The 23,190-nt window shown below is 61.4% G+C and carries 18 protein-coding genes; 9 read left to right on the plus strand and 9 right to left on the minus strand.

Annotation, left to right across the window (positions count from 1 at the left end):
* Positions 1-218 precede the first annotated feature (218 nt).
* From K5Y35_RS09760 to K5Y35_RS09780, 5 genes are all read right to left on the minus strand, one after another.
* Positions 219-1,382, minus strand: coding sequence for a gamma-butyrobetaine dioxygenase (locus K5Y35_RS09760; RefSeq protein WP_222834142.1), 1,164 nt, complete (start codon positions 1,380-1,382; stop codon positions 219-221).
* A 23-nt stretch (positions 1,383-1,405) separates the two neighbouring features.
* Positions 1,406-1,882 carry a thioesterase family protein gene (locus K5Y35_RS09765; RefSeq protein WP_123469415.1) on the minus strand — a complete coding sequence of 159 codons (477 nt, stop codon included), beginning with the start codon at positions 1,880-1,882 and terminating at the stop codon, positions 1,406-1,408.
* Between the two features lie 538 nt (positions 1,883-2,420).
* The gene (locus K5Y35_RS09770; RefSeq protein ID WP_222834143.1) at positions 2,421-3,386 is read right to left on the minus strand and encodes an L-carnitine dehydrogenase; all 966 of its coding nucleotides are present in this window, start codon (positions 3,384-3,386) and stop codon (positions 2,421-2,423) included.
* A 90-nt stretch (positions 3,387-3,476) separates the two neighbouring features.
* Positions 3,477-4,364 (minus strand): 3-keto-5-aminohexanoate cleavage protein, encoded by an 888-nt coding sequence (locus K5Y35_RS09775; protein WP_016983621.1) that lies wholly within the window; start codon positions 4,362-4,364, stop codon positions 3,477-3,479.
* Positions 4,365-4,476: 112 nt separating this feature from the next.
* A complete protein-coding gene (locus tag K5Y35_RS09780; protein ID WP_222834144.1) occupies positions 4,477-5,421 on the minus strand; it encodes a choline ABC transporter substrate-binding protein in 945 nt (314 codons plus the stop codon).
* A 207-nt stretch (positions 5,422-5,628) separates the two neighbouring features.
* Between K5Y35_RS09780 and K5Y35_RS09785 the strand changes: the two genes are divergently transcribed.
* Positions 5,629-6,573 carry a GlxA family transcriptional regulator gene (locus tag K5Y35_RS09785; RefSeq protein ID WP_128614060.1) on the plus strand — a complete coding sequence of 315 codons (945 nt, stop codon included), beginning with the start codon at positions 5,629-5,631 and terminating at the stop codon, positions 6,571-6,573.
* Positions 6,574-6,712: 139 nt separating this feature from the next.
* On the opposite strand, the gene K5Y35_RS09790 is transcribed toward K5Y35_RS09785, so the two are convergent.
* From K5Y35_RS09790 to K5Y35_RS09805, 4 genes are all read right to left on the minus strand, one after another.
* Positions 6,713-7,129: a DUF3010 family protein gene (locus K5Y35_RS09790; protein WP_123469407.1), complete on the minus strand. Its 417-nt coding sequence runs from the start codon at positions 7,127-7,129 to the stop codon at positions 6,713-6,715.
* Positions 7,130-7,158: 29 nt separating this feature from the next.
* Entirely contained in the window at positions 7,159-7,482 is a 324-nt protein-coding gene (locus tag K5Y35_RS09795; RefSeq protein WP_222834145.1) for a helix-turn-helix domain-containing protein, read from the minus strand.
* Positions 7,466-7,678 carry a type II toxin-antitoxin system RelE family toxin gene (locus K5Y35_RS09800; protein WP_261991469.1) on the minus strand — a complete coding sequence of 71 codons (213 nt, stop codon included), beginning with the start codon at positions 7,676-7,678 and terminating at the stop codon, positions 7,466-7,468. Before K5Y35_RS09800 ends, K5Y35_RS09795 begins: the two co-directional genes overlap by 17 nt.
* Positions 7,679-7,932: 254 nt before the next feature.
* Positions 7,933-8,334: a lysozyme inhibitor LprI family protein gene (locus K5Y35_RS09805; RefSeq protein WP_222834146.1), complete on the minus strand. Its 402-nt coding sequence runs from the start codon at positions 8,332-8,334 to the stop codon at positions 7,933-7,935.
* Positions 8,335-8,567: 233 nt separating this feature from the next.
* Here K5Y35_RS09805 and K5Y35_RS09810 point away from each other — a divergent pair, with 233 nt between their 5' ends.
* The 8 genes from K5Y35_RS09810 to K5Y35_RS09845 all read left to right on the plus strand — a co-directional run bounded on the left by K5Y35_RS09810 (position 8,568) and on the right by K5Y35_RS09845 (position 23,179).
* Positions 8,568-9,545 (plus strand): dipeptidase, encoded by a 978-nt coding sequence (locus K5Y35_RS09810; protein WP_027610650.1) that lies wholly within the window; start codon positions 8,568-8,570, stop codon positions 9,543-9,545.
* Between the two features lie 105 nt (positions 9,546-9,650).
* Complete coding sequence (locus K5Y35_RS09815; protein WP_008083165.1) at positions 9,651-10,181, plus strand: DUF5943 domain-containing protein; 531 nt, start codon at positions 9,651-9,653, stop codon at positions 10,179-10,181.
* A 15-nt stretch (positions 10,182-10,196) separates the two neighbouring features.
* Positions 10,197-12,257: a dimethylglycine demethylation protein DgcA gene (gene dgcA, locus K5Y35_RS09820; RefSeq protein WP_222834147.1), complete on the plus strand. Its 2,061-nt coding sequence runs from the start codon at positions 10,197-10,199 to the stop codon at positions 12,255-12,257.
* 163 nt (positions 12,258-12,420) lie between these two features.
* Complete coding sequence (gene dgcB / locus K5Y35_RS09825; protein WP_222834148.1) at positions 12,421-14,370, plus strand: dimethylglycine demethylation protein DgcB; 1,950 nt, start codon at positions 12,421-12,423, stop codon at positions 14,368-14,370.
* Positions 14,370-15,590 carry an electron transfer flavoprotein subunit alpha/FixB family protein gene (locus tag K5Y35_RS09830; RefSeq protein ID WP_123469397.1) on the plus strand — a complete coding sequence of 407 codons (1,221 nt, stop codon included), beginning with the start codon at positions 14,370-14,372 and terminating at the stop codon, positions 15,588-15,590. The genes dgcB and K5Y35_RS09830 overlap by 1 nt, the downstream gene beginning before the upstream one ends.
* A gap of 15 nt (positions 15,591-15,605) precedes the next feature.
* Positions 15,606-16,376 carry an electron transfer flavoprotein subunit beta gene (locus K5Y35_RS09835; RefSeq protein WP_123469395.1) on the plus strand — a complete coding sequence of 257 codons (771 nt, stop codon included), beginning with the start codon at positions 15,606-15,608 and terminating at the stop codon, positions 16,374-16,376.
* 1,273 nt (positions 16,377-17,649) lie between these two features.
* Complete coding sequence (locus tag K5Y35_RS09840; protein ID WP_222834149.1) at positions 17,650-21,102, plus strand: GMC family oxidoreductase; 3,453 nt, start codon at positions 17,650-17,652, stop codon at positions 21,100-21,102.
* Positions 21,103-21,310: 208 nt separating this feature from the next.
* Complete coding sequence (locus K5Y35_RS09845; RefSeq protein WP_222834150.1) at positions 21,311-23,179, plus strand: hypothetical protein; 1,869 nt, start codon at positions 21,311-21,313, stop codon at positions 23,177-23,179.
* Positions 23,180-23,190 lie beyond the last annotated feature (11 nt).

Here is a 23,190-nt window from a genome sequence, read left to right on the forward strand (position 1 = left end):
ACCTTCGGCTGGCAGCTCCTCAACAGTACCCTCTGCCCCGATCCTGTCACGGCTTGTATCGGGGCTTTTTTTGGTCTGTGAATCAGAGATGTTCGCGTTGTTTTTGCTGACGCCATCGCTGGCAAGCCAGCTCCCACAGGTTTTGGGCCTTGTCACCTATCTGTTGTCGGCGCCGGCCCTGTGGGAGCGGGCTTGCCCGCGATGAACGATGACGCGGTTTACCTTTGCAGCACCAGAATGCGCGACAACAACTCATCCCGATCGACATAGCAACCCTGGAAATGCCGCGCCCCGGTGGCCGGGTCAAACGCATTGCGCGCATGCAGCGTGCGGCGGTTATCGAAGCACCACAGCTCCCCTGGATTAAGCCGCTGCATCAGCCGAAACCGTGGCTCGCGGGTCATCGCGATCAAGCGTCGATAGGCGCGATACAGCAGCGGCATCTGCTCCACCGATGTATCGAATGCCCCGCGCAGAAAGTTCGCCATGCGAATCTCCGCAACCCGCCCCAACGCATCCAGAGCAATGATCGGCGCCAGGCAGCGATAGTCGCTGTGGCGATCCTTGTTGCGGAATTCCACGGGGATTTCGCACAGCGCGTGAAACAGCTGCGGCGCTTCCTGACGCAAGGCGTCGGCAATCGCAAAACCATCGACAAAAATACTCTCGCCACCCGCGGCGTCATTCACCAGGCAATGCAGAAACTGCAGCCCCGGTTGCAGCTCGCGAGTCGGCAAGTCCGTGTGCAATGGCAGGTTGAAAGCGGTGTAGGCGTTGCTGTCGGCATCGGCCTTGGATTGCACGTTGAACAGCACGCCGAAATTGCTCTCGCGGATGAACGAAATACGCTGCGCGATCAGCTTCAGCGAGCCCGGTTCGGTGGGCACACCGCGCACCTGGGTCAGGCCGATGTCGCGCACCGCGATCAACCATTGCAGCAGGGCGCTGTTGTCATTCATCAGCGCGGCGTAGTCGAACACCGGCAACTGCAAATCGCTGCGCCACAGGCAGGCTTTGGGCTTGGCGGCCAGACGTTCGGCCCGGGACGTGTCATCGTAGGCGTGGGCGCGCAGCCACCCGGGGTCGAAGCGGCTGCGGTGGCCGTCCTGCCAGTCGATGCGCAGGCAGCCGTCGCTGTCGATGTGGGTACTGGCGGGGGTGAGGTCCGGCGCGGCGTCGATGATCTCGAACACTTGCTCGCGGGTAACACTGTAGACGCACTGCTCGCAGGGGCAGTTGTCCCGCAACCAGACATGATGAAACGGGCTGAAACGACCGTCAGCCCATTCGATGGCAACGCGATCCGCCAGGTTCTGCACGCCACCGAGCGCGCTGATCAACGGATAAGTACGGAAGTCGGCAACAGCGGCAGCGGTGTTCATGGCGGCTCCTTGCGATAGATGATTTACCGGGCAGGTGGCAGGGCGATGACCCGGCCGATGTAAGCGGGAGCGGGCAGGTCTTGTTGCTCGACGACGATGGCTTGCAGCCGGCTCAGGGTGTCCGGGGTGAACGGTGCCGAGCGCGGGCCAGCGAGGTCGACGTGCAGCAGCATCTGTTCGTTGCCGGCCAGTTCCTGGTCGCCGCCAACCAGGTGCAGGCTGTGATAAAGGTGCAGGCGTTTGCTGTCATGGCCGATGATTTGCGTGCGCACTTCGACTTCGGCGTCGAGCTTCACTTCGTGCAGGTAGTTGAGGTGCAGTTCGAGGGTGAACAGTGAATGGCCGCTGGCTTCGCGGTTGTTGCTGTCCATGCCGAGACGGTCCATCAGGGCGTCGGTCGCGTAGCTGAAAATCAGCAGGTAGAAGGCGTCGCGCAGGTGGCCGTTGTAGTCGACCCAGTCGGGGATGATGGTGGTTTGGTAGGTGGTGAGGGTGGGCATGATTGGGTTCCGGTAGTTGGCGAGTCGTCAAGATCAAGAGCTACCCCCTCACCCCAGCCCTCTCCCCCAGGGGGGAGAGGGGGAAAGGGAGCAGATCGGGGGCCTTTCAAAACTTGAGTTCGGCTCGGTGGTGCAAGTCGGCTTAGCTCGCATGAACACCTCGGTCAGTCCCCTCTTCCCCAGGGGAAAAGGGAGCAGATCGGGGGCCTTTCAAAACTTGAGTTCGGCTCGGTGGTGCAAGTCGGCTTAGCTCGCATGAACACCTCGGTCAGTCCCCTCTTCCCCAAGGGGAAAGGGAGCAGATCGGGGGCCTTTCAAAACTTGAGTTCGGCTCGGTGGTGCAAGTCGGCTTAGCTCGCATGAACACTTCGGTCAGTCCCCTCTTCCCCAGGGGGGAAAGGGAGCAGATCCGGGGGGCTTTCAAACTTGAGTTCGGCTCGATAGTTCAGGTCGGTGCAGCTCGCATGCACACCTCGGTCAGTCCCCTCTCCCTCCGGGAGAGGGCTAGGGTGAGGGCCGCGATGTCATGCCAGCCCCATCACTCGCTAAAACTCATCCCATGCTTTTCCTTGGTGCTCTTCACCGCCTCCAGCACCGCCAGCAGACAATCATCACGATAGCGCTCCAGCGCCGAAATGCTGTGCCGGCCCAACTGATCACTGGTGCCATCGACTACATCGTCGATCAGCCTGTCGGTCAGCTCAGGTGCTGGCAGATAGGTCCACGGCAACTGCAATGCCGGGCCGAATTGCGACATGAAGTGACGCATACCCGCGTCACCGCCGGCCAGGGTGTAAGTCAGGAAGGTGCCCATGAACGACCAGCGCAGACCGGCGCCGAATCGGATTGCATCGTCGATCTCGCCAGTGGTCGCCACGCCATCGTTGACCAGATGCAGTGCCTCACGCCACAGCGCTTCGAGCAGACGGTCAGCGATGAATCCCGGCACTTCCTTGCGCACGTGCAGCGGGCGCATGCCGAGGGATTCGTAGACTGTCATCGCCGCTTGCACGGCTTCGGGCGCGGTGTTCTTGCCGCCGACCACTTCCACCAGCGGCAACAGGTAAACCGGGTTGAACGGGTGGCCGACCACGCAACGCTCAGGGTGGGTCGAGCTCTCGTAGAACTCGCTCGGCAACAGGCCCGAAGTGCTCGAACCGATCAAGGCATTGGGTTTGGCCGCCGCGCTGATTTTGCTGTGCAGCTCGAGTTTCAGTTCCAGACGTTCCGGGGCGCTTTCCTGGATGAAGTCGGCATCACGCACGCATTCCTCGATGGTCGCGACAAAGCGCAGACGATCCTGCGAAGCGCCGGGCGCCAGGCCGTTTTTCTCCAGCGCGCCCCAGGCATTGGCCACGCGTTTGCGCAGTGCGGCCTCAGCGCCGGGCGCCGGGTCCCAGGCCACCACGTCGAGGCCGTGGGCGAGGGCGCGCGCAACCCAGCCGCTGCCGATGACACCGCTGCCAAGGGCGGCGAAGGTTTTGATGTCGGTGATAAAGCTCATGGTGATTTCCTGAGAAAGTTCGGTGATCCCTGTGGAAACTCTGTTCTTGTGGCGAGGGGATTTAAGTTCACAGGGGATAAAGGGTGAGGTTCAGCCGCGCTGGGTCAGGCCCATTTTCTTGCGGCCTTCGGCCGGGGTCAGCACCCGGGCGCCGAGGCGGCTGAGGATCTCGGTGGCGCGCTCGACCAGTTGGCCGTTGGTCGCCAGCACGCCCTTGTCCAGCCACAGGTTGTCTTCCAGCCCGACCCGCACGTTGCCGCCGAGCAACACCGCTTGCGCGGCCATCGGCATCTGCATCCGGCCGATGCCAAACCCGGCCCACACCGCGTCGGCGGGCAGGTTGTCGACCATGGCTTTCATGGTGGTGGTATCCGCCGGTGCGCCCCACGGGATGCCCAGGCACAATTGGAACAGTGGGTTATCGAGCAGGCCTTCCTTGATCATCTGCTTGGCAAACCACAGGTGACCGGTGTCGAAAATCTCCAGCTCGGCCTTCACCCCCAGTTCGGTGATGCGCTTGGCGCCGGCGCGCAGTTGTGCCGGTGTGGACACGTAAATGGTGTCGCCGTCGCCGAAGTTCAGGGTGCCGCAATCAAGGGTGCAGATTTCCGGCAGCAGCTCTTCAACGTGAGCCAGACGGGTCAGCGGGCCGACCAGATCGGTGTTCGGACCGAACTCCATCGGGTTCTCGCCCGCGCCGATTTCGAGGTCGCCGCCCATGCCGGCGGTGAGGTTGACGATGATGTCGACGTCGGCTTCGCGGATGCGCTCCATCACCTCGCGGTAGAGCGCCACGTCACGGCTGAACTTGCCGGTCTGCGGGTCGCGCACATGGCAGTGCACAACCGTGGCGCCGGCCTTGGCTGCTTCAACGGCAGCAGCGGCGATCTGTTTCGGGGTGACCGGCACGTGGGGGCTCTTGGCGGTCGTGTCGCCAGCACCGGTGAGTGCGCAGGTGATGATGACGTCGTGGTTCATGGTGCGGTTTCCTTCAGGCGTGATGGGTCTGTTCGCAGCGCTGTTTCGGGCTGCGAAGCGTCAGTCAGTCCCCTCTCCCCGGGGAGAGGGTGAGGGGCTGTTCAATCGAGGGTTATTTGCTGGTCAGTTGCAGGTTTTCAGCAGCCGGTTTGCCGTCGAAGGTGGTCACCCCGTCGAGCCAGCGCTGCTTGTCTTCCGGGTGATCCTTGAGCCACTGCCTGGCCGATTCGAAGGCGTCTTTGTGATCGAGCAGCGGTTGCATCATCCGGCTCTCGTCTTCGGCGGTGAACGTCAGGTTGCTCAGCAGACGGCCGACGTTCGGGCATTGTTCGGCGTATTTCGGCGCGGTGACGGTCCAGACGGTGGCCATGCCTTCGTTCGGGCCGAGGGCGTCGTCGCTGCCGGTGAGGTAAGTCATTTTTACGTTGACGTTCATCGGGTGCGGCGCCCAGCCGAAGAACACCACGGCCTCCTTGCGGCGCACGGCACGGTCAACGGCGGCGAGCATCCCGGCTTCGCTGGATTCGACCAGCTGGAATTTGCCGAGGCCGAACTGGTTCTTGGCGATCATTGCCTTGATCTGCGTGTTGGCGCCCGAACCCGGTTCGATGCCGTAGATCTTGCCACCCAGTTCTTTCTCGAATTTGGCGATGTCGGCGAAGGTTTTCAGGCCCTTGTCGGCCAGATAGGTCGGCACGGCGAGGGTGGCGCGGGCGTCCTTCAGGCTCGGCGCCGGCAAGACCTTGACCTGGTTGGCCTCGACGAACGGGGTGATGGTCTGGGTCATCAGCGGGTTCCAGTAGCCGAGGAACAGATCCAGGCGCTGATCGCGAATCCCGGCGAAGATGATTTGCTGGGAGGCGCTGGTTTGTTTGGTGCTGTAGCCGAGGCCGTCGAGCAGCACCTGGGTCATGGCACTGGTGGCGATCACGTCGGTCCAGTTGACCACGCCCATGCGCACGTTCTGGCACGAGGCGGGTTCGGCCGCCATGACGCTGGCGCTCAAGAAAGCGGTACCGCTGAGTGCAAGAACACAGCTGCTGATCAGTCGTTTCATGTCGGGTTCCTCGGCAGGTCGTTTATTGTGGTTCCCGGCGTCTGATGCGCCGGTGATGCCAAGTTACGCAGCTACGCTCCCGTAAAAACGCACTGCGGCGACTGGCATTTGCACTGTAGCGACCTGCGCGCTTGAACGCTGACGACAATCGGCGTATCAACGATCCACGCTCCCCTCCCTCTCGTTACCCGCGAATCGAGTGCGCCCATGTCCCAGGATTTCTACTTTCTGCTGATGCCGGGGTTCTCCGCCATCGGCTTTATCTCTGCGATCGAACCGCTGCGGGTGGCCAACCGCTTTCGTGGCGAGTTGTATCGCTGGCACGTGCTCAGTGCTGATGGCGGGGCGGTGCTGGCGAGCAATGGCATGTCGGTCAACGCCGATGCGGCGCTGGAACCGTTGAAGAAAGGTGCGACGTTGTTGGTGGTGGCCGGATTCGAACCGCTGAAGTTCGCCACGCCCACCCTCGAGCACTGGTTGCGACGGCTGGACAACGAAGGCGTGACCCTCGGCGCCATCGACACCGGCAGCTTCGTGCTCGCTGAGGCCGGTTTGCTCGATGGTCATCGCCTGACCCTGCACTGGGAGGCCATTGACGCGTTCAAGGAATCGTATCCACAGCTCAGCGTGACCCAGGAACTGTTCGAGATTGACCGCCGGCGCATTACCTCGGCCGGCGGCACCGCGTCTATCGACTTAATGCTCGATCTGATCGCCCAGGCCCACGGCCCGCAACTGGCGATTCAAGTCAGCGAGCAGTTCGTATTGGGGCGGATCCGCCCGCGCAAAGACCACCAGCGCATGGAAGTCGCTACGCGCTACGGCATCAGCAACAAGAAACTGGTGCAGGTGATTGGTGAGATGGAGCAGCACAGCGAGCCGCCACTGACCACGCTGCAATTGGCGGATTCGATCAAGGTGACGCGGCGGCAGCTGGAGCGTTTGTTTCGGCTGCACTTGAATGACACTCCGAGCAATTTCTACCTGCGCCTGCGCCTGGAAAAGGCCCGGCAGCTACTGCGCCAGACCGATATGAGCGTGCTTGAAGTCAGCATCGCCTGCGGGTTTGAATCTCCGTCCTACTTCACCCGCAGCTATCGCGCACGCTTTGCGCGCTGCCCCCGTGAAGACCGGCGTACCGCCCAGGCCTGATCTTGAGACCAGCAAATAAACCTGTGGGAGCGAGCTTGCTCGCGAACGCGGTAGATCATTCGAAAAAACTGTCGACTGACACTCCCTCTTCGCGAGCAAGCTCGCTCCCACATGGATTTACTGTGCTTGCGCGAACAGGTTACTTCTTCACCAGCGCCGAACACGCCGCTTTGTAAGCCTCATGCTGATACTTGTTCAGCGTCCCCGGCAGCTCGAAATTATGCTTCTTCGCCTGCGCGTTGATCGTCTGCGGCGACAACAACGTCACCTCACACCCGTCCAGCAGTTGAAACACACCCTCGATCTTGAACGTGGTCGGCCCACCGGCAAACTCGCCCTTCTTGCTGCGCTTCTTGATCGCAATCCGGTCAATCGAATGCTCGCGCACAAACGACGCGACCTGCGCCGCGAAGCGTTTGACGTTGGCCGCCTCGTCATCATCGTCGAGGGCGATTTTCTTGGTATTGAGCGCCACATGGCTCAGCGTTGCCCCGTCGAGAGCGGCCACGGCGATGATCGCTTCGCTGCCTTTGATTTCGATGCCGCAGATGTTCATGGGGAATTCCTTGAAGTGAAGAGGGCAGCTTACAGCTCAAGCTGATTGGCGGTGATGCCAAACGCCGCTGCAATTTTCTCGCGCGTGGCCTTGCGAGGCTTGGCGACTGTTTCCTGCTGAGCAAACGCCGGTTGTGAAATACCCATGCGTTTGGCGACTTCTTCTTGAGTCAGATTGAGGTGTTCGCGCCAGGCACGGATCGGTGTTGCCCCGTCGACCATGCGACTGACAACCTCATGGGGAATCAGGTCGGGCTGCATTTTTTGCGCAACGTACTGCGCGTACGGAATGACCACAAAGGCTGGTTTGCCCTCGGCGTCATTAATGATTTGGATGTCAGTAGGTGCGTTCATCGCGTTTTTTGACCTCTTGAATACTGACCACTTTGATTGCTCCGTCCCAGTCGAACATCACTCGATAATTGCCGACACGCAGGCGGTAGGAGTAGTCATGGCCAATCAGTGCTTTGACATTGCCCACATCAGGCATGTCGGCAAGCGCCGTAACAGCATCCCGAACCTTTACCTGATGCACAGAATGCAATTTCAAGAGTTACTTAACGGCCTTTCGTGTCCAGTGGATGCTGTTCATGGAAGAATATAAGTCTTTTATAAGATTCGCGAATATTTACTTATATTTTCAAGGCGACCAATCAAGAACTGTTGTCAGCATATTGCGTGAAAGGCCCGTAGATCGGAGCTTTCACGCAATAGGTGTAGGCGAAGTCGGCATGTGCCGTAAGAAGAAGAGTTTCACGAGGCAAATGCAAAAAGCAGTGCCAATTTTCCTTCAAATTTTGAGGACTATTCCTGCCCAATCGACTCCAAAAACTCCGACCGTTCATCACTCATCCGCGCCACGCAATCATTCTGCGCAATCGTGAACGCCTTGCTCCCCGCCGTAGCCGGAAACGCTTCCACCGCACAATCCGCGTCCCGCGTCTTCAACCACTGCTGCTGAGCAGTCTTCATCTTGGCGGTGATGTCGGCCAATTGCGTCGGGTTCTTGCCGTACGCGGTCTGCATGCGTTCGGTCAGGCTGGCGTAGTTGTCCTTGAGCAGGTCTTCGGCGGTGGTGCGGCTGTAGGCCGAGCATTCCAGGGTCTGGATGTCGTTTTCCACCGCGTCGCACGGGTTGTTGTCGGTCTCTTCGGCGGCGTGTACGCCGGTCGCAATCAGGGCCAGGGCCAGGAAGATCGATTTCATGTTGTCGCCGCTCTAATCCAGTGGTGTATCCAAGATGCGCCAGATTCTGGCTCAAGCTGGCGGGCTTGAACAGGTAGCTGATCGGAGCGTCCGGCGACCCTTTGTCGCGGATTGACGCTTTCGGCAATTCCCCTGTCGTTTTTGCACCCGGTCGCCCCTGCACCGAGGCATATGCTGGCCCCAAAGCGCCGGCAGACGATTCGGCGCATGAATCGCCAATAAGGGGACGCCTGATGAGCCCAGCCGAATTACACGCCGACAGCATCGTTATCGACGGTCTGATCATTGCCAAATGGAACCGCGAGCTGTTCGAAGACATGCGCAAGGGCGGTCTGACGGCGGCCAACTGCACTGTGTCGGTGTGGGAAGGCTTTCAGGCGACTGTGAACAATATTGCCGCCAGCCAGAAACTGATCCGCGAAAACAGCGACCTGGTGATGCCCGTGCGCACCACCGCCGATATCCGTCGCGCCAAGGAGCAGGGCAAGACCGGCATCCTCTTCGGCTTCCAGAACGCCCATGCGTTTGAAGACCAGATCGGCTATGTCGAGGTGTTCAAGCAGCTCGGCGTCGGCATTGTGCAGATGTGCTACAACACCCAGAACCTGGTCGGCACCGGTTGCTACGAGCGTGACGGCGGCCTGTCGGGCTTCGGTCGCGAAATCGTCGCCGAGATGAATCGCGTCGGCGTCATGTGCGACCTGTCCCACGTCGGTTCCAAGACTTCTGAAGAAGTCATCCTCGAATCGAAAAAACCGGTCTGCTATTCCCACTGCCTGCCGTCGGGTCTGAAAGAGCACCCGCGCAACAAGTCCGATGAAGAACTGAAGTTCATTGCCGACCACGGCGGTTTCGTCGGTGTGACCATGTTCGCGCCGTTCCTCGCCAAGGGCATCGACTCGACCATCGACGACTACGCCGAAGCCATCGAATACACCATGAACATCGTCGGCGAAGACGCCATCGGCATCGGCACCGACTTCACCCAGGGTCACGGCCAGGACTTCTTCGAATACCTGACCCACGACAAGGGCTACGCCCGGCGTCTGACCAGCTTCGGCAAGATCATCAACCCGCTGGGCATCCGCACCGTCGGCGAGTTCCCGAACCTGACCGAAACCCTGCTCAAGCGCGGCCACTCCGAGCGCGTGGTGCGCAAGATCATGGGCGAAAACTGGGTCAACGTCCTGAAGGACGTCTGGGGCGAGTAACGCTTACTCAAGACCGCCGCCGATCTGCCCCCTCTCCTGAGGGAGAGGGCTGGAGTAAGGGCTGCGGCCAACACTGAATCTAATTTTTTCTGGAGTTAAGTTTCCATGGCCAAGATCGCCCCGCAATTGCCAATCGAAGTCGACAGCGAAACCGGTGTCTGGACCTCCGACGCCCTGCCGATGCTGTACGTGCCACGCCACTTTTTCGTCAACAACCACATGGGCATCGAGGAAGTGCTGGGCGCCGAAGCCTATGCCGAAATCCTCTACAAGGCCGGCTACAAGTCCGCCTGGCACTGGTGTGAAAAAGAAGCTGAATGCCATGGCCTGGAAGGCGTCGCGGTGTTCGAGCACTACATGAAGCGCCTGTCGCAACGCGGCTGGGGCCTGTTCAAGATTCAGGACATCGACCTCGACAAAGGCACCGCCAGCGTCAAGCTCGAACACTCGGCGTTCGTCTACGTCTACGGCAAGGTCGGACGCAAGGTCGACTACATGTTCACCGGCTGGTTTGCCGGGGCCATGGATCAGATTCTTGAGGCGCGCGGCAGCAAGATTCGCACGGTTGCCGAGCAAGTCTACGGTGGCTCCGAAGAAGGCCACGACGACGGCCTGTTCACCGTCAAGCCGTTGTAAGTCGAGGAACCCGCCATGGCTTTCGAAGCAATGTTCCAGCCGATCCAGATCGGCAAACTGACCATCCGCAACCGCGTGCTCAGTACCGCGCACGCCGAGGTCTACGCGACCGACGGCGGCATGACCACCGACCGCTACGTCAAGTACTACGAAGAGAAAGCCAAGGGCGGCATCGGCCTGGCGATCTGCGGCGGTTCCTCCAGCGTAGCCATCGACAGCCCGCAAGGCTGGTGGAAATCGGTGAACCTGGCGGACGACCGGATCATCCCGCACTTCCAGAATCTGGCTGACGCCATGCACAAGCATGGCGCCAAGATCATGATCCAGATTACCCACATGGGCCGCCGCTCGCGCTGGGACGGTGAGCACTGGCCGACTCTGCTGTCGCCGTCGGGCATCCGTGAACCGGTACACCGCGCGACCTGCAAGACTATCGAGCCGGAAGAAATCTGGCGCGTCATCGGCAACTATGCCACCGCCGCTGCACGGGCCAAGGCCGGTGGTCTGGACGGTGTCGAACTGTCCGCCGTGCACCAGCACATGATCGACCAGTTCTGGAGCCCGCGCGTCAACAAGCGTACCGACGAGTGGGGCGGCAGCTTCGAAAACCGCATGCGTTTTGGCCTCGAAGTGCTCAAGGCTGTGCGCAAGGAAGTCGGCGACGATTTCTGCGTCGGCATCCGTCTGTGCGGTGATGAATTCCACCCGGACGGCTTGTCCCACGAGGACATGAAGCAGATCGCCAAGTACTACGATGACACCGGCATGATCGACTTCATCGGCGTGGTCGGCTCGGGTTGCGACACCCACAACACCCTGGCCAACGTTATCCCCAACATGAGTTATCCACCGGAGCCGTTCCTGCACCTGGCCGCCGGGATCAAGGAAGTGGTCAAGGCTCCGGTGCTGCACGCGCAGAACATCAAGGACCCGAACCAGGCCACGCGCATCCTTGAAGGCGGTTATGTCGACATGGTCGGCATGACGCGCGCGCACATCGCCGACCCGCACTTGATCGCCAAGATCAAGATGGGGCAGGTCGATCAGATCAAACAGTGCGTCGGCGCCAACTACTGCATCGACCGCCAGTACCAAGGGCTGGATGTGCTGTGCATCCAGAACGCCGCGACCTCCCGCGAATACATGGGCGTGCCGCACATCATCGAGAAATCCAACGGGCCGAAACGCAAAGTCGTGGTGGTTGGTGCCGGCCCTGCCGGGATGGAAGCTGCACGCGTGGCGGCCGAACGCGGCCACGACGTGACCCTGTTCGAGAAGAAAGAATTCATCGGCGGGCAGATCACTACCGCGTCGAAAGCGCCGCAACGAGACCAGATCGCCGGCATCACCCGCTGGTTCCAGCTGGAGCTGGCGCGGCTGAAAGTCGACCTGCGCCTGGGCACTGCTGCGGATGCGGCGACCATTCTCGACTTGCGTCCGGACGTGGTGGTGCTGGCGGTGGGCGGGCATCCGTTCCTTGAGCAGAACGAACACTGGGGCGCCGCCGAAGGGCTGGTGGTCAGCAGCTGGGACGTGCTCGACGGCAAGGTTGCGCCGGGCAAGAACGTGCTGGTCTACGACACCATCTGCGAGTTCACCGGGATGTCGGTGGCGGACTTCCTCGCCGACAAGGGCAGCCAGGTCGAGATCGTCACCGACGACATCAAGCCGGGTGTGGCCATCGGCGGTACGTCGTTCCCGACTTACTACCGCAGCATGTACCCGAAAGAAGTGATCATGACCGGCGACATGATGCTGGAGAAGGTCTACCGCGAAGGCGACAAGCTGGTGGCGGTGCTGGAGAACGAATACACCGGCGCCAAAGAGGAGCGGGTGGTCGATCAGGTGGTGGTGGAAAACGGCGTGCGTCCTGACGAAGAGCTGTATTACGGGCTCAAGGACGGTTCGCGCAACAAGGGCCAGATCGACATTGACGCGCTGTTTGCGATCAAGCCGCAGCCTTCGTTGAGCACCACCGGTGACGGCTACTTGCTGTTCCGCATCGGCGACTGCGTGGCGCAGCGTAATACCCATGCTGCGATCTATGACGCGCTCAGACTGTGTAAAGACTTCTAAAGGCTTGCACACAACCCTGTGGGAGCGAGCTTGCTCGCGAAAGCGGTGGATCAGTCGACATCGATGTTGAATGTCAGTCCGCCTTCGCGAGCAAGCTCGCTCCCACAGTGACCGAGTAAGGCATCTCGACCTGCAAGACCCGAGGTCTTTGGGAGCTTCACCTATGTTGAACACCCTTCTTCCAATCCTGTTGTTCGCAGCCATCGCCCTTGCGGTGCTGGGCGCGTTGCGGCGGGTGGCCATGTGGCGTCGGGGCCGAGCCTCGAAGGTCGATCTGATTGGCGGCCTGTTCGCCATGCCCAAGCGCTACATGGTCGACCTGCACCACGTGGTGGCGCGGGACAAATACATCGCCAACACCCACGTCGCCACGGCCGGCGGTGCGGTGGCGTCGATCGTGCTGGCGATTCTGGTGCACGGTTTCGGCCTGCATAACCGCATACTCGGTTACGCCTTGCTGCTGATGACGGCGGTGATGTTCGTCGGTGCGATCTTCGTTTATCTGCGTCGGCGCAACCCGCCGGCGCGGCTGTCGAAAGGCCCGTGGATGCGCCTGCCGAAAAGCCTGCTGGCGTTCTCTGCCTCGTTTTTCCTGGTGACGCTGCCGGTGGCCGGCATCCTCCCGGAAAACTTCGGCGGCTGGCTGCTGGCGGCGATTCTCGGGATTGGCGTGCTGTGGGGCGTGTCGGAATTGTTCTTCGGCATGACCTGGGGCGGGCCGATGAAGCACGCCTTCGCCGGTGCCCTGCATCTGGCCTGGCACCGTCGCGCCGAACGCTTTGGCGGCGGCCGTTCCACGGGCTTGAAACCGCTGGACCTCAACGATCCAAGCGCGCCGCTGGGCGTGGAAAAACCCAAGGATTTCACCTGGAACCAGTTGCTCGGTTTTGACGCCTGCGTGCAGTGCGGCAAGTGCGAAGCGGCGTGCCCGGCGTTCGCTGCCGGCCAGCCGCTGAACCCGAAGAAACTGATTCAGGACATGGTCGTCGGCCTCGCCGGCGGCACTGACGCGAAGTTCGCCGGCAGCCCGTATCCCGGCAAGCCGGTAGGCGAACACAGCGGCAATCCGCATCAACCGATCGTCAACGGTCTGGTCGATGCCGAAACCCTGTGGTCGTGCACCACCTGCCGCGCCTGCGTCGAGGAATGCCCGATGATGATCGAGCATGTCGACGCCATCGTCGACATGCGCCGTCACCTGACCCTGGAAAAAGGCGCGACCCCGAACAAGGGCGCCGAGGTCCTCGAAAACCTCATCGCCACCGACAACCCAGGCGGTTTCGCCCCGGGCGGGCGGATGAACTGGGCGGCGGACCTGAACCTCAATCTGCTCAGCGAGAAGAAGTCCACCGACGTGCTGTTCTGGGTTGGTGACGGCGCCTTCGACATGCGCAACCAGCGCACCTTGCGCGCGTTCGTCAAAGTGCTGAAAGCGGCCAAGATCGACTTCGCCGTACTCGGCCTGGAAGAGCGCGACAGCGGTGACGTGGCCCGCCGTTTGGGCGATGAAGCGACTTTCCAGTTGCTCGCCAAACGCAACATCCAGACCCTGGGCAAATACAGCTTCAACCGCATCGTCACTTGCGATCCGCACAGCTTCCACGTGCTGAAAAACGAGTACGGCGCGTTCGACGGCCACTACCTGGTGCAGCACCACAGCACCTACATGGCGGAAATCATTCAGGCCGGCGCGCTGAACCTCGGTCAGCACAAAGGCAACAGCGTGACCTATCACGACCCGTGCTACCTCGGCCGCTACAACGGCGAATACGAGGCGCCGCGTGAAGTGCTGCGCGCCCTCGGCATTGAGGTCAAAGAGATGCAACGTTCCGGGTTCCGCTCGCGCTGCTGTGGCGGTGGTGGCGGCGCGCCGATCACCGATATTCCGGGTAAGCAGCGGATTCCCGACATGCGCATGGAAGACATCCGCGAGACCGGCGCCGAGCTGGTAGCCGTGGGTTGTCCACAGTGCACGGCGATGCTCGAAGGCGTGGTCGAACCACGGCCGCTGATCAAGGACATCGCCGAACTGGTGGCCGACGCGCTGCTCGAAGACGCCGCGCCGGACAAGCCTGCGGCCCCGGCCAAACGTGAACCTGCGGAGGCCCACTGATGAGCGACATTATCCGCCGCGACCCACGCGCCGAATGGATTGCGCGTAACCGTCTGCACCCGCTGCACGCGGCCATGCAACCGGCGCAACACAGCTGGATGGGCCCCAACGGCATCATCCGCAAGAATTTGCACGGCATCGGTTTTATCGGCCCCAACGGCATCAAACGTATCGACCGCAGCGGCGCGCAGCAGGGCGGGGCGGTCAAACGCTCGGCCACCGTTGAAGTGCAATTGCCGCTGCATCAGGTGCCGGCGCCGGCGTTCTACATCAGTGTGGTGCCGGACATGGTCGGCGGCCGCCTGAGCAGCCACGACCGCGACTTGCTGGGCCTGGCTCATCAACTGGCGGGCAAGGACGGTGCAGTGTTGGCCGTGGTATTCGGCGAGCACAAGGAAAACGCTTTCGCTACCGCAGGCGTAGATCGCTTGCTGGTGCTGGAGGGCGAGGAATTCAGCGGTTATGCACCGGAGCAACGGGTGCAGGGTCTGCGGGCTGTGGATAACCAGTTCAACCCGCGTCACTGGTTGCTGCCGGACAGCCGCAGCGGTGGCGGTGAACTCGGCCGCCGTTTTGCCGCAGCATTGGGCGAACGCCCGGCGACGCGGGTCTGGCAGGTCAAGGATCAGGAGTGCATCGGCCGCGCCGGTGCGGGCCTGCAAGACCTGGCGCGGCCGGTCGCACGCTTGATCCTGGCCTCGGCCGAGTGCGCCGAACCGGTCAGCGAAACCCGTCACGAAGCACTGCCCGTGGAGTTATCCACAACGGTGGCGCGCAGCCTGTCGCGAATCGAAGATCTCGGGGCCGTGGCGGTGGACCCGGCGGCGATTCCGATGGCCGAAGCCGAGTTCATCTTCTCCGGCGGCAACGGGGTCAAGGACTGGCAGTTGTTCCACGAAACGGCTGCGGCGCTCGGCGCCACCGAAGGCGCGTCACGGGTGGCGGTGGACGATGGCTTCATGGCGCGGGATCGGCAGGTCGGCGCGTCCGGCACCTGGGTCACCGCGCGGGTCTACGTGGCTGTGGGTATCTCCGGGGCGATCCAGCATCTGCAGGGCATCGGTGCCTGCGACAAGGTGGTGGCGATCAACCTCGACCCCGGTTGCGACATGATTAAACGCGCCGACCTGTCGGTGATCGGCGAGAGCGCGGAGATTCTTCAAGCCTTGATCGCGGCGGTAGCGGCTTACCGCAACGACGCCAAGCGCGATGCGGCTTAAGGGAAGGACACAGTTATGAACACCAATGTCATCAGCCTGGTCTCCATCGGCGCCCACCCGACCTCGGGCCGGCCACGCCGTGCCGAACAGGACGCGCGCGCCGTGGAATTGGGCCTGCAACTGGCTGGGGATAACCTGCAAGTGCTGCATGCAGGCGATGTCGCGGAACCGGCACTGCGCGCCTATCTGGGCATGGGACTTACGCAGATGCATGTGCTGGAGCAACCCGCTGGCGCCGATGCTCTTCCGGCGCTGACCGCGTATCTGCGCGAGGCGGGCGCCCAGGTGGTGCTGACCGGCAGTCAGGCGGAAACCGGTGAAGGCTCCGGCATGCTGCCGTTTCTGCTCGCCGAAGGGCTGGGCTGGCCGCTGGTGGTGGGGCTGGCGCAGGTCGAGTCGATCAACGACGGTTCGGCGCTGGTGCTGCAAGCCTTGCCCCGTGGGCAGCGGCGGCGGTTGAAGGTGAAGCTGCCGTTTCTGGCGACGGTGGACAACGCCGCGCCAAAGCCTCGGCAGAGTGCCTACGGCCCGGCACGCCGTGGCGTACTGAACGCTGAAGACGTGGAAGTGCTGGACGATGAACTGCTGGCCGTCGCCACGCTGCAGCCGGCCAAGCCCCGGCCCAAGCGTCTGAAGGTAATCAAAGCCAAGAGCGGTGCGGACCGAATGAAGGCTGCGACGGCCAAGGCCAGTGGGGGCGGTGGGCAGGTGCTCAAGGGCGTTACCGCGCAAGCCGGCGCCGAAGCCATCCTCAAACTGCTGATCGAAGAGGGCGTTGTCCGCTGAAGAGCCCCTCACCCTCTCCCGGAGGGAGAGGGGACTGATCAGAGGGGATTGGCCATCTACATCGACCTGCGACTGCACAGTGACCTTGACTTAGCCAAGCTTGAGTTCACGTTAGTCCTTCAGGTCGATGTATCTCGAACAGGCGACTGTGTCGGCTCCCTCTCCCTCCGGAGGGAGCGGGGACTGATCAGAGGGGATTGACCATCTACACAGACCTGCGACTGCACAGTGACCTTGACTTAGCCAAGCTTGAGTTCACGTTAGTCATTCAGGTCGATCTATCTCGAGCAGGCGACTGTGTCGGCGCCTTCTCCCACCGGGAGAGGGCTGGGGTGAGGGGAGCGGAGCGGTTTACCCACAATCCCTGTTGGCGGATCTGTGGATAACGTGTTCGCCCCTCCCTGCATCCCGCGCCAATCAAGCCCTGCAGCCATCCGATCAAAAAACAACCAGCCTAAGTCGCGGTTTTTTCTGGGTTTTTCCGCTGAATGACTCGGCAAGTTGCCCCCAATCTCTGTTGGCGCTTCTGTGGATAAGATGTTCGCTATACGCTGCGAGCCTTATAGATCGTGGCTTGTAGAGGGTTGATTAAAAAATGATCAAGTGCCCGTGAAAGACCGGCGAATCTTCTCCAGACCCCCGGATTTTCCCACTCTGCAGCGCTTTTCCACAGACCCGCAAAACTTACCCCCGTTCTCTGTTGGTGCTTCTGTGGATAAGGTGTTCGCCATCCTCTACACGCCTTGCAAAACGTACGTTACAGGCTGTTGATCAAATACTGATCAATCGTTGGGGCAAAGCCTTCTTCTGCATAAGTCACGCTTTTTCTTCACAAATCAGCAGGTTATTTTCGGCGTCATCCACAGTTACCCCCATTTGCTGTGGGTGGCTATGTGGATAACTTGTTCGTCGAACCCTGCAAGCCGCGCCGGCCATAGTCCAAACGGCGATTGATCACATTTCATACAGTTCTAAATCGTCGCCTTGACTTCGAAACCTGCGCTGTCTTCACTGCAATGGCACAAGGACAGCCGTTACTTATCCACATCAGGTTCTGGGAGAACGCATGATGGATAGCCGCCCACGCCGCCATCCCCCCTCGCCACGCAAGCGCACGTTACGTCGTGCGGCCAATCAACACGCTCGTCTGTAGCGACTTCTGCTCCAACCGCTGTGCTGTCGCCGGGTTCGTCTCGGAGACCAGGTGCCCGTTCGCCCATTGATTGCAGGCAACCGCAGAGTTGCCCCATCTGCCTGAGAGAGGAACACCCTCATGACACGCATCGCAACGCCCATCAGCGAAATCAAGGAACACTACGACGTGATCGTCATCGGCTCCGGCTATGGCGGCGGCATTGCTGCGTCGCGCCTGTCCCGGGCCGGCAAGCAGGTGTGCCTGCTCGAACGCGGGCGGGAAATCCAGCCCGGCGAATACCCCAATACCATGATTGCCGCGACCGAAGAGCTGCAGGTGCATGACCCGGATGGTCATATCGGTTCGCGCACCGGGCTGTTTGATTTGCACGTCAATGCCCAGCAGAACGTGGTGGTCGGTTGTGGTCTCGGCGGTACGTCGTTGATCAACGCCAACGTGGCCCTGGAGCCTGAGCCCGGAGTGTTCGATGACCCGCGCTGGCCGCAGGCGGTGCGTGAACATCGCGATACCTTGCTCAAGGACGGTTATGCCCGTGCCCGGGAAATGCTCAAGCCCAATCCGTACCCGAATACCGCACCGAACCTGCCCAAGCTCGACGCCAACAAAAAGTCCGCGGACTACCTCAAGCAGGGCGCGCATTTCTACAAGCCGCCGATCAACGTGACCTTCGACAAACTGCCGAACAACCTCAACCACGTCGGCGTCGAACAGCTGCCGTGCAACCAGTGCGGCGACTGCGTCTCGGGCTGTAACAACAAGGCCAAGAACACCACGCTGATGAACTATTTGCCGGACGCCTGGAACCACGGCGCGGAGATTTTCTGTCAGGCCGAGGTACGTCATCTGGAGCGTGACGGCGATGGCTGGATCGTGCATTTCCAGTATCTCGACAGCGGGCGTGAGAAATTCGACGCGCCCACGTTGTTCGTGAAGGCTGACATCGTCGTGGTCTCTGCCGGCACCCTCGGCTCCACCGAGATTCTGCTGCGCTCGCGCGACAAGGGGCTGGTGATGTCCGGCCAGCTCGGCGAGAACATGAGCGGCAACGGCGACATCCTCGGCTTCGGCCACAACTGCGAGCAGACCATCAACGGCATCGGCTTCGGCGCGCATCCGGCCAAGGAAATGCAGCCAGTCGGCCCGTGCATCACCTCGGTCATCGACATGCGCACCGAAGGTGACTGGCGCAGCCGCATGGTTATCGAGGAGGGCTCGATCCCCGGCGCACTCGGCCGGCCGATGGTACCGGCCATGGCCGGGTTCGCCGAAATGATCGGCAAGGCCACCGATGACAGCTTCAGCGGCAAGGTGAGGTACAAGGAGCGCGAAGCCGAAAGCTTCCTGCGCGGCCCGTATTACGGCGCGCTGCACAACATGCAGACCTACCTGATCATGAGCCACGACAGCGGCCAGGGCCGGATGATTCTCGACAACAAGGACCAGTTGCGCATCGACTGGCCGGGCGTCGGCGAGCAGGAAAACTTCAAGCTCGGCAACGAACGTCTGTACCAGAGCACCAAGGCCTTGGGCGGGGTCTGGGTGAAGAACCCGATCTGGACCAAGCTGCTCAAGCACAGCATCGTCTCGGTGCATCCGCTGGGCGGTTGCGTGATGGGCGAGGACGCCGGGCAAGGGGTGGTCAATCACAAGGGCCAGGTGTTCAGCGGCGCGGCCGGCACTGATGTCTACGCCAGTCTGTACGTGACTGACGGCGCGGTGATCCCGACCTCGCTGGCGGTCAATCCGCTGTTGACCATCTCCGCGGTGAGCGAGCGCAACATGGGCCTGCTCGCCGCCGACCGTGGCTGGCACATCGACTACACGCTGCCGTCGGCACCGCGCAAACAGGTGGCACCACCGACCCTCGGCGTGCAGTTCACCGAAACCATGAAAGGCTATTTCTCCCGGGCTTTCACCGCCGCGCAAAGCACCGATCTGAAGGTCTACGAAGCCGCGGCCAAACGTGGCGAGGCGGACAATTCGCCGATCGACTTCACCCTGACCATCACCGCCAACGACCTCAACCGCATGATCAAGGAGCCGGAACACGCCGCGACCATCGTCGGCACGGTCAACGCCCCGGCGCTATCGCCGCAACCGCTGACGGCCAGCAATGGCGTGTTCAACCTGTTCGAGCAATTCGAGCAGCAGGTCGACACGCGGCACATGAAGTACGACATGAAACTCAGCGCCGAGGACGGCAGCGACTATTTCTTCAGCGCCTTCAAGACCGTGCCGGAAGACAACGGCGTGCTGAACATCTGGCACGACACCAGCACCTTGTACGTGACGCTGTATCGCGGGCCGGACAAGTCGGGCGAGGTGATCGGCTCCGGGGTGATGCACATTCATCCGACCGATTTCGCCAAGCAGATGACCACCATGAAAGTGCTCAACGCGCGCAACGAGCGTGAGCGTATCGAAGGCCTGGCGCGTTTCGGCAAGTTCTTCGCCGGGATTCTCTGGGAGAGTTACGGTGGGGTCTTCGTTGGCGATATCTACTTCAACCCCGACGCGCCGCCACGCTTGAAACGGCCGCTGGATGCGCCGACCCCGGCGGTGCATTTCTTCCCCACCGAGGACGGTGTCGAGCTGCGCCTGACCCGCTATCAGGCCGGCAGCAAGGGCCCGGTCATGCTGGTGCACGGCCTGGGAGTGGGGTCGAATATCTTTTCCACCGACACCATCCAGACCAACCTGCTGGAGTTCCTGTGCAAGCACGACTACGACGTCTGGCTGCTGGATTTTCGCGTGAGCATTCTGTTGCCGGCGAGCAAGAAGGAATGGAACGGCGACCAGATCGCCCAGTACGACTTCAAGGCTGCCATCGCGCAGATTCAGCAGCAAACCCAGGCCAAAGACGTGCAGTGCGTGGTGCATTGCTACGGCGCGACGACTTTCTTCATGTCACTGCTGGCGGGGCTGCAAGGCGTGCGTTCGGTGGTCTGCTCGCAGATTGCCGCTGACACCGTGGTCGCCACCGCCACTGGACTGAAGGCCGGGCTGCACCTGCCGGGGATGCTCGATGCAATCGGCATCAAGTCGATGACGGCCTACGCCGACAGCAAGGAAAACTGGTTCAACCGGCTCTACGACAAGGCCCTCAATGGCTATGCGCGGATCGAGGCGCAGGGTTATTGCACCAACCCGGTATGCCACCGCATCACCTTCATGTACGCCTCGCTGTATCGCCACGACACCCTCAACGAAACCCTGCACGACAACCTGCACGAGCTGTTCGGCGAGTCGAATATCGAGACCTTCGAGCACCTGGCGCTGATCGTGCGCAAAGGGCACCTGGTGGATTTCAAAGGCAACGATGTGTACATGCCGCACTTCGACCGGCTGACGATGCCGATCTGCTTCATCAGTGGCGCCGACAACCAGTGCTACCTGCCGGAAAGCACCCTGAAAACCTACCAGCGCGTCTGCGAAGTCCATGGGCCGCAGCGTTACAGCCGGCATGTGGTGCCGGGCTATGGCCATATCGACTGCATGTTCGGCAAGAACGCAGTGGTCGATGTCTATCCGATCATCCTTGAGCACCTGGAGAAAACCGCCCTCGGCTGACACCTGTCATTGATCTTTTGTGCAGAGAAAGTCCTTCGTGGCGAGGGGATTCATCCCCGATGGGTCGCGCAGCGGCCCCAAGTCAGGCCGCGCGGTGTTTCTGACAAACCGCAGGCGATAGTTTGCGACTGCTTCGCAGCCGATCGGGGATAAATCCCCTCGCCACAGGAATGGGTTCGATCCAGTTATGTAAAAGGAAATGGATGATATGGACAGCTACATCCGCTGGTTTCAACGCTTCATCTGGATCGGCATTGCGATGAACATGGTGTTCGCGATCCCCGCGCTGTTCGCGCCGGGGTTGCTGACATCGGTGGTCGGTCTGCCGCCGCAACTCTCCGACCCGTGGCTGGAAAACGCCGGGATGCTGCTGGTGGGCATCAGCGTGTTTTACATGCCGTCGGGCTTCAACGCGCCGCGCTACGTGGTGCATTCCTGGCTGTGCGTACTGACGCGACTGATCGCGGTGGTGTTCTGGATCTATCTGATCAACACCAGCAGCCAGGGCTCGGTGTTCGTGCCGATGTTGATGGGCGATCTGAGCTTCTTTCTGATCCTCGGCATTCTGTTGTACCTCGGCACCACGCCCGCGAACCGGCCATGGGCATTGCTCTGCGATGGCTGGCGCGAGTGGCGCGCAGCCTGGGCGCGGCAATGGCAAAGCCACAGCTTCAAGGTCGGCACTTTGGTTGTGCTGGCCGTCCTCGGTTTCATCGGTTACGAAACCTGGTACCAGATGCTGCGGGTGGTGCCGGAGCAGGAATACGCTTCCGACGAAGATCACTACAAATACGCTGCCATCGGCCTGGGCATCGAAGCACGGATCCCGTATTACCTGTTCGCCGTGCTGCCGCAAATGTGCCCGGAAAAGATGCCCAAACCCGGCGGCTGGGAAGTCTTCGGTTTTCTCTATGAGAACGGCAAGGACCTGCCGATCGGCATGGCCAAGCGGCAGATCGGCTACCCGACCGTCGAGCCGAACTGCGCGCTGTGCCACACCGGCTCGTACCGGGCCAATGCCAGCGACGTCGCGGTCAACGTGCCGAGCGCGCCGGCCAATACCCTGCAACTGCAGGCGTTCCAGTGGTACGCCTACGATTGCGCCAGCGATCCGAAATTCACCACCGACGCGGTGATGGCGGCGATCAACGGCAAGTTCCAGCTGGGCTTTTTCGAGAAGCTCTACAACCGCTACCTGATCATCCCGATGGCGAAAAGCGCCTTGCTCAAGCAGAAGCAGGCCTACGCCTGGCAGAAGCTGCGCCCGCAACAGGGCCCGGGCCGCACCGACACCTTCAACCCGACGAAAATGGTGGTGTTCGGCTTCCCGGATGACTCGACCATCGGCACCGTCGACCTGCCGCAAGTGTGGAACCAGAAACCACGGGAATCGATGTACCTGCACTGGGACGGCAATAACAACAAGATTCACGAACGCAACTACGCCGCCGCGATGGCCGTGGGCGCGACGCCGGAATCGGTGCTGCCGCCGAGCTTCAACCGGGTGACCAACTGGCTGCTCGGGCACAAGGCGCCGGCGTGGCCGTGGGCACTGGATCAGGCGAAAGTCGCCCAGGGCAAACCGGTCTGGGAGGCCAATTGCGCCGGTTGTCATGATTTCGGCCGCGCCGACACCGGGCAGGTCACCACCAACATCGACCAACTAGGCACCGATCCGCATCGGCTCGACTCGTTCACCACCGGTCTGGTGACGGCGTTCCACACCTTCAAGAAACCGCCGTTCGACTTCGGTGCGTATCGCAAGACCCAGAGCTACAGCAACACGCCGACTGACGGCATCTGGCTGCGCGCGCCGTACCTGCACAACGGGTCGGTGCCAACCCTGTGGGACCTGCTGCAACCGCCGGAAAAACGCCCGGTGGTGTTCTACACCGGCTCCGACGTCTACGACCCGGCCAACGTCGGTTTCGTCACCAGCGGCGCCCAGGCCAAAGCCTCGGCGGACTTCAAATACGACACCCGGCTGGAGGGCAACCACAACAGCGGTCACCTGTATGGCACGCAGCTGTCGGACGCCGACAAGCGTGCGTTGATCGAATTCATGAAAACCCTGTGAGCCCTTTTGGA

This window comes from Pseudomonas sp. SC3(2021) (assembly GCF_019856535.1).
Lineage (GTDB): Bacteria > Pseudomonadota > Gammaproteobacteria > Pseudomonadales > Pseudomonadaceae > Aquipseudomonas > Aquipseudomonas monsensis.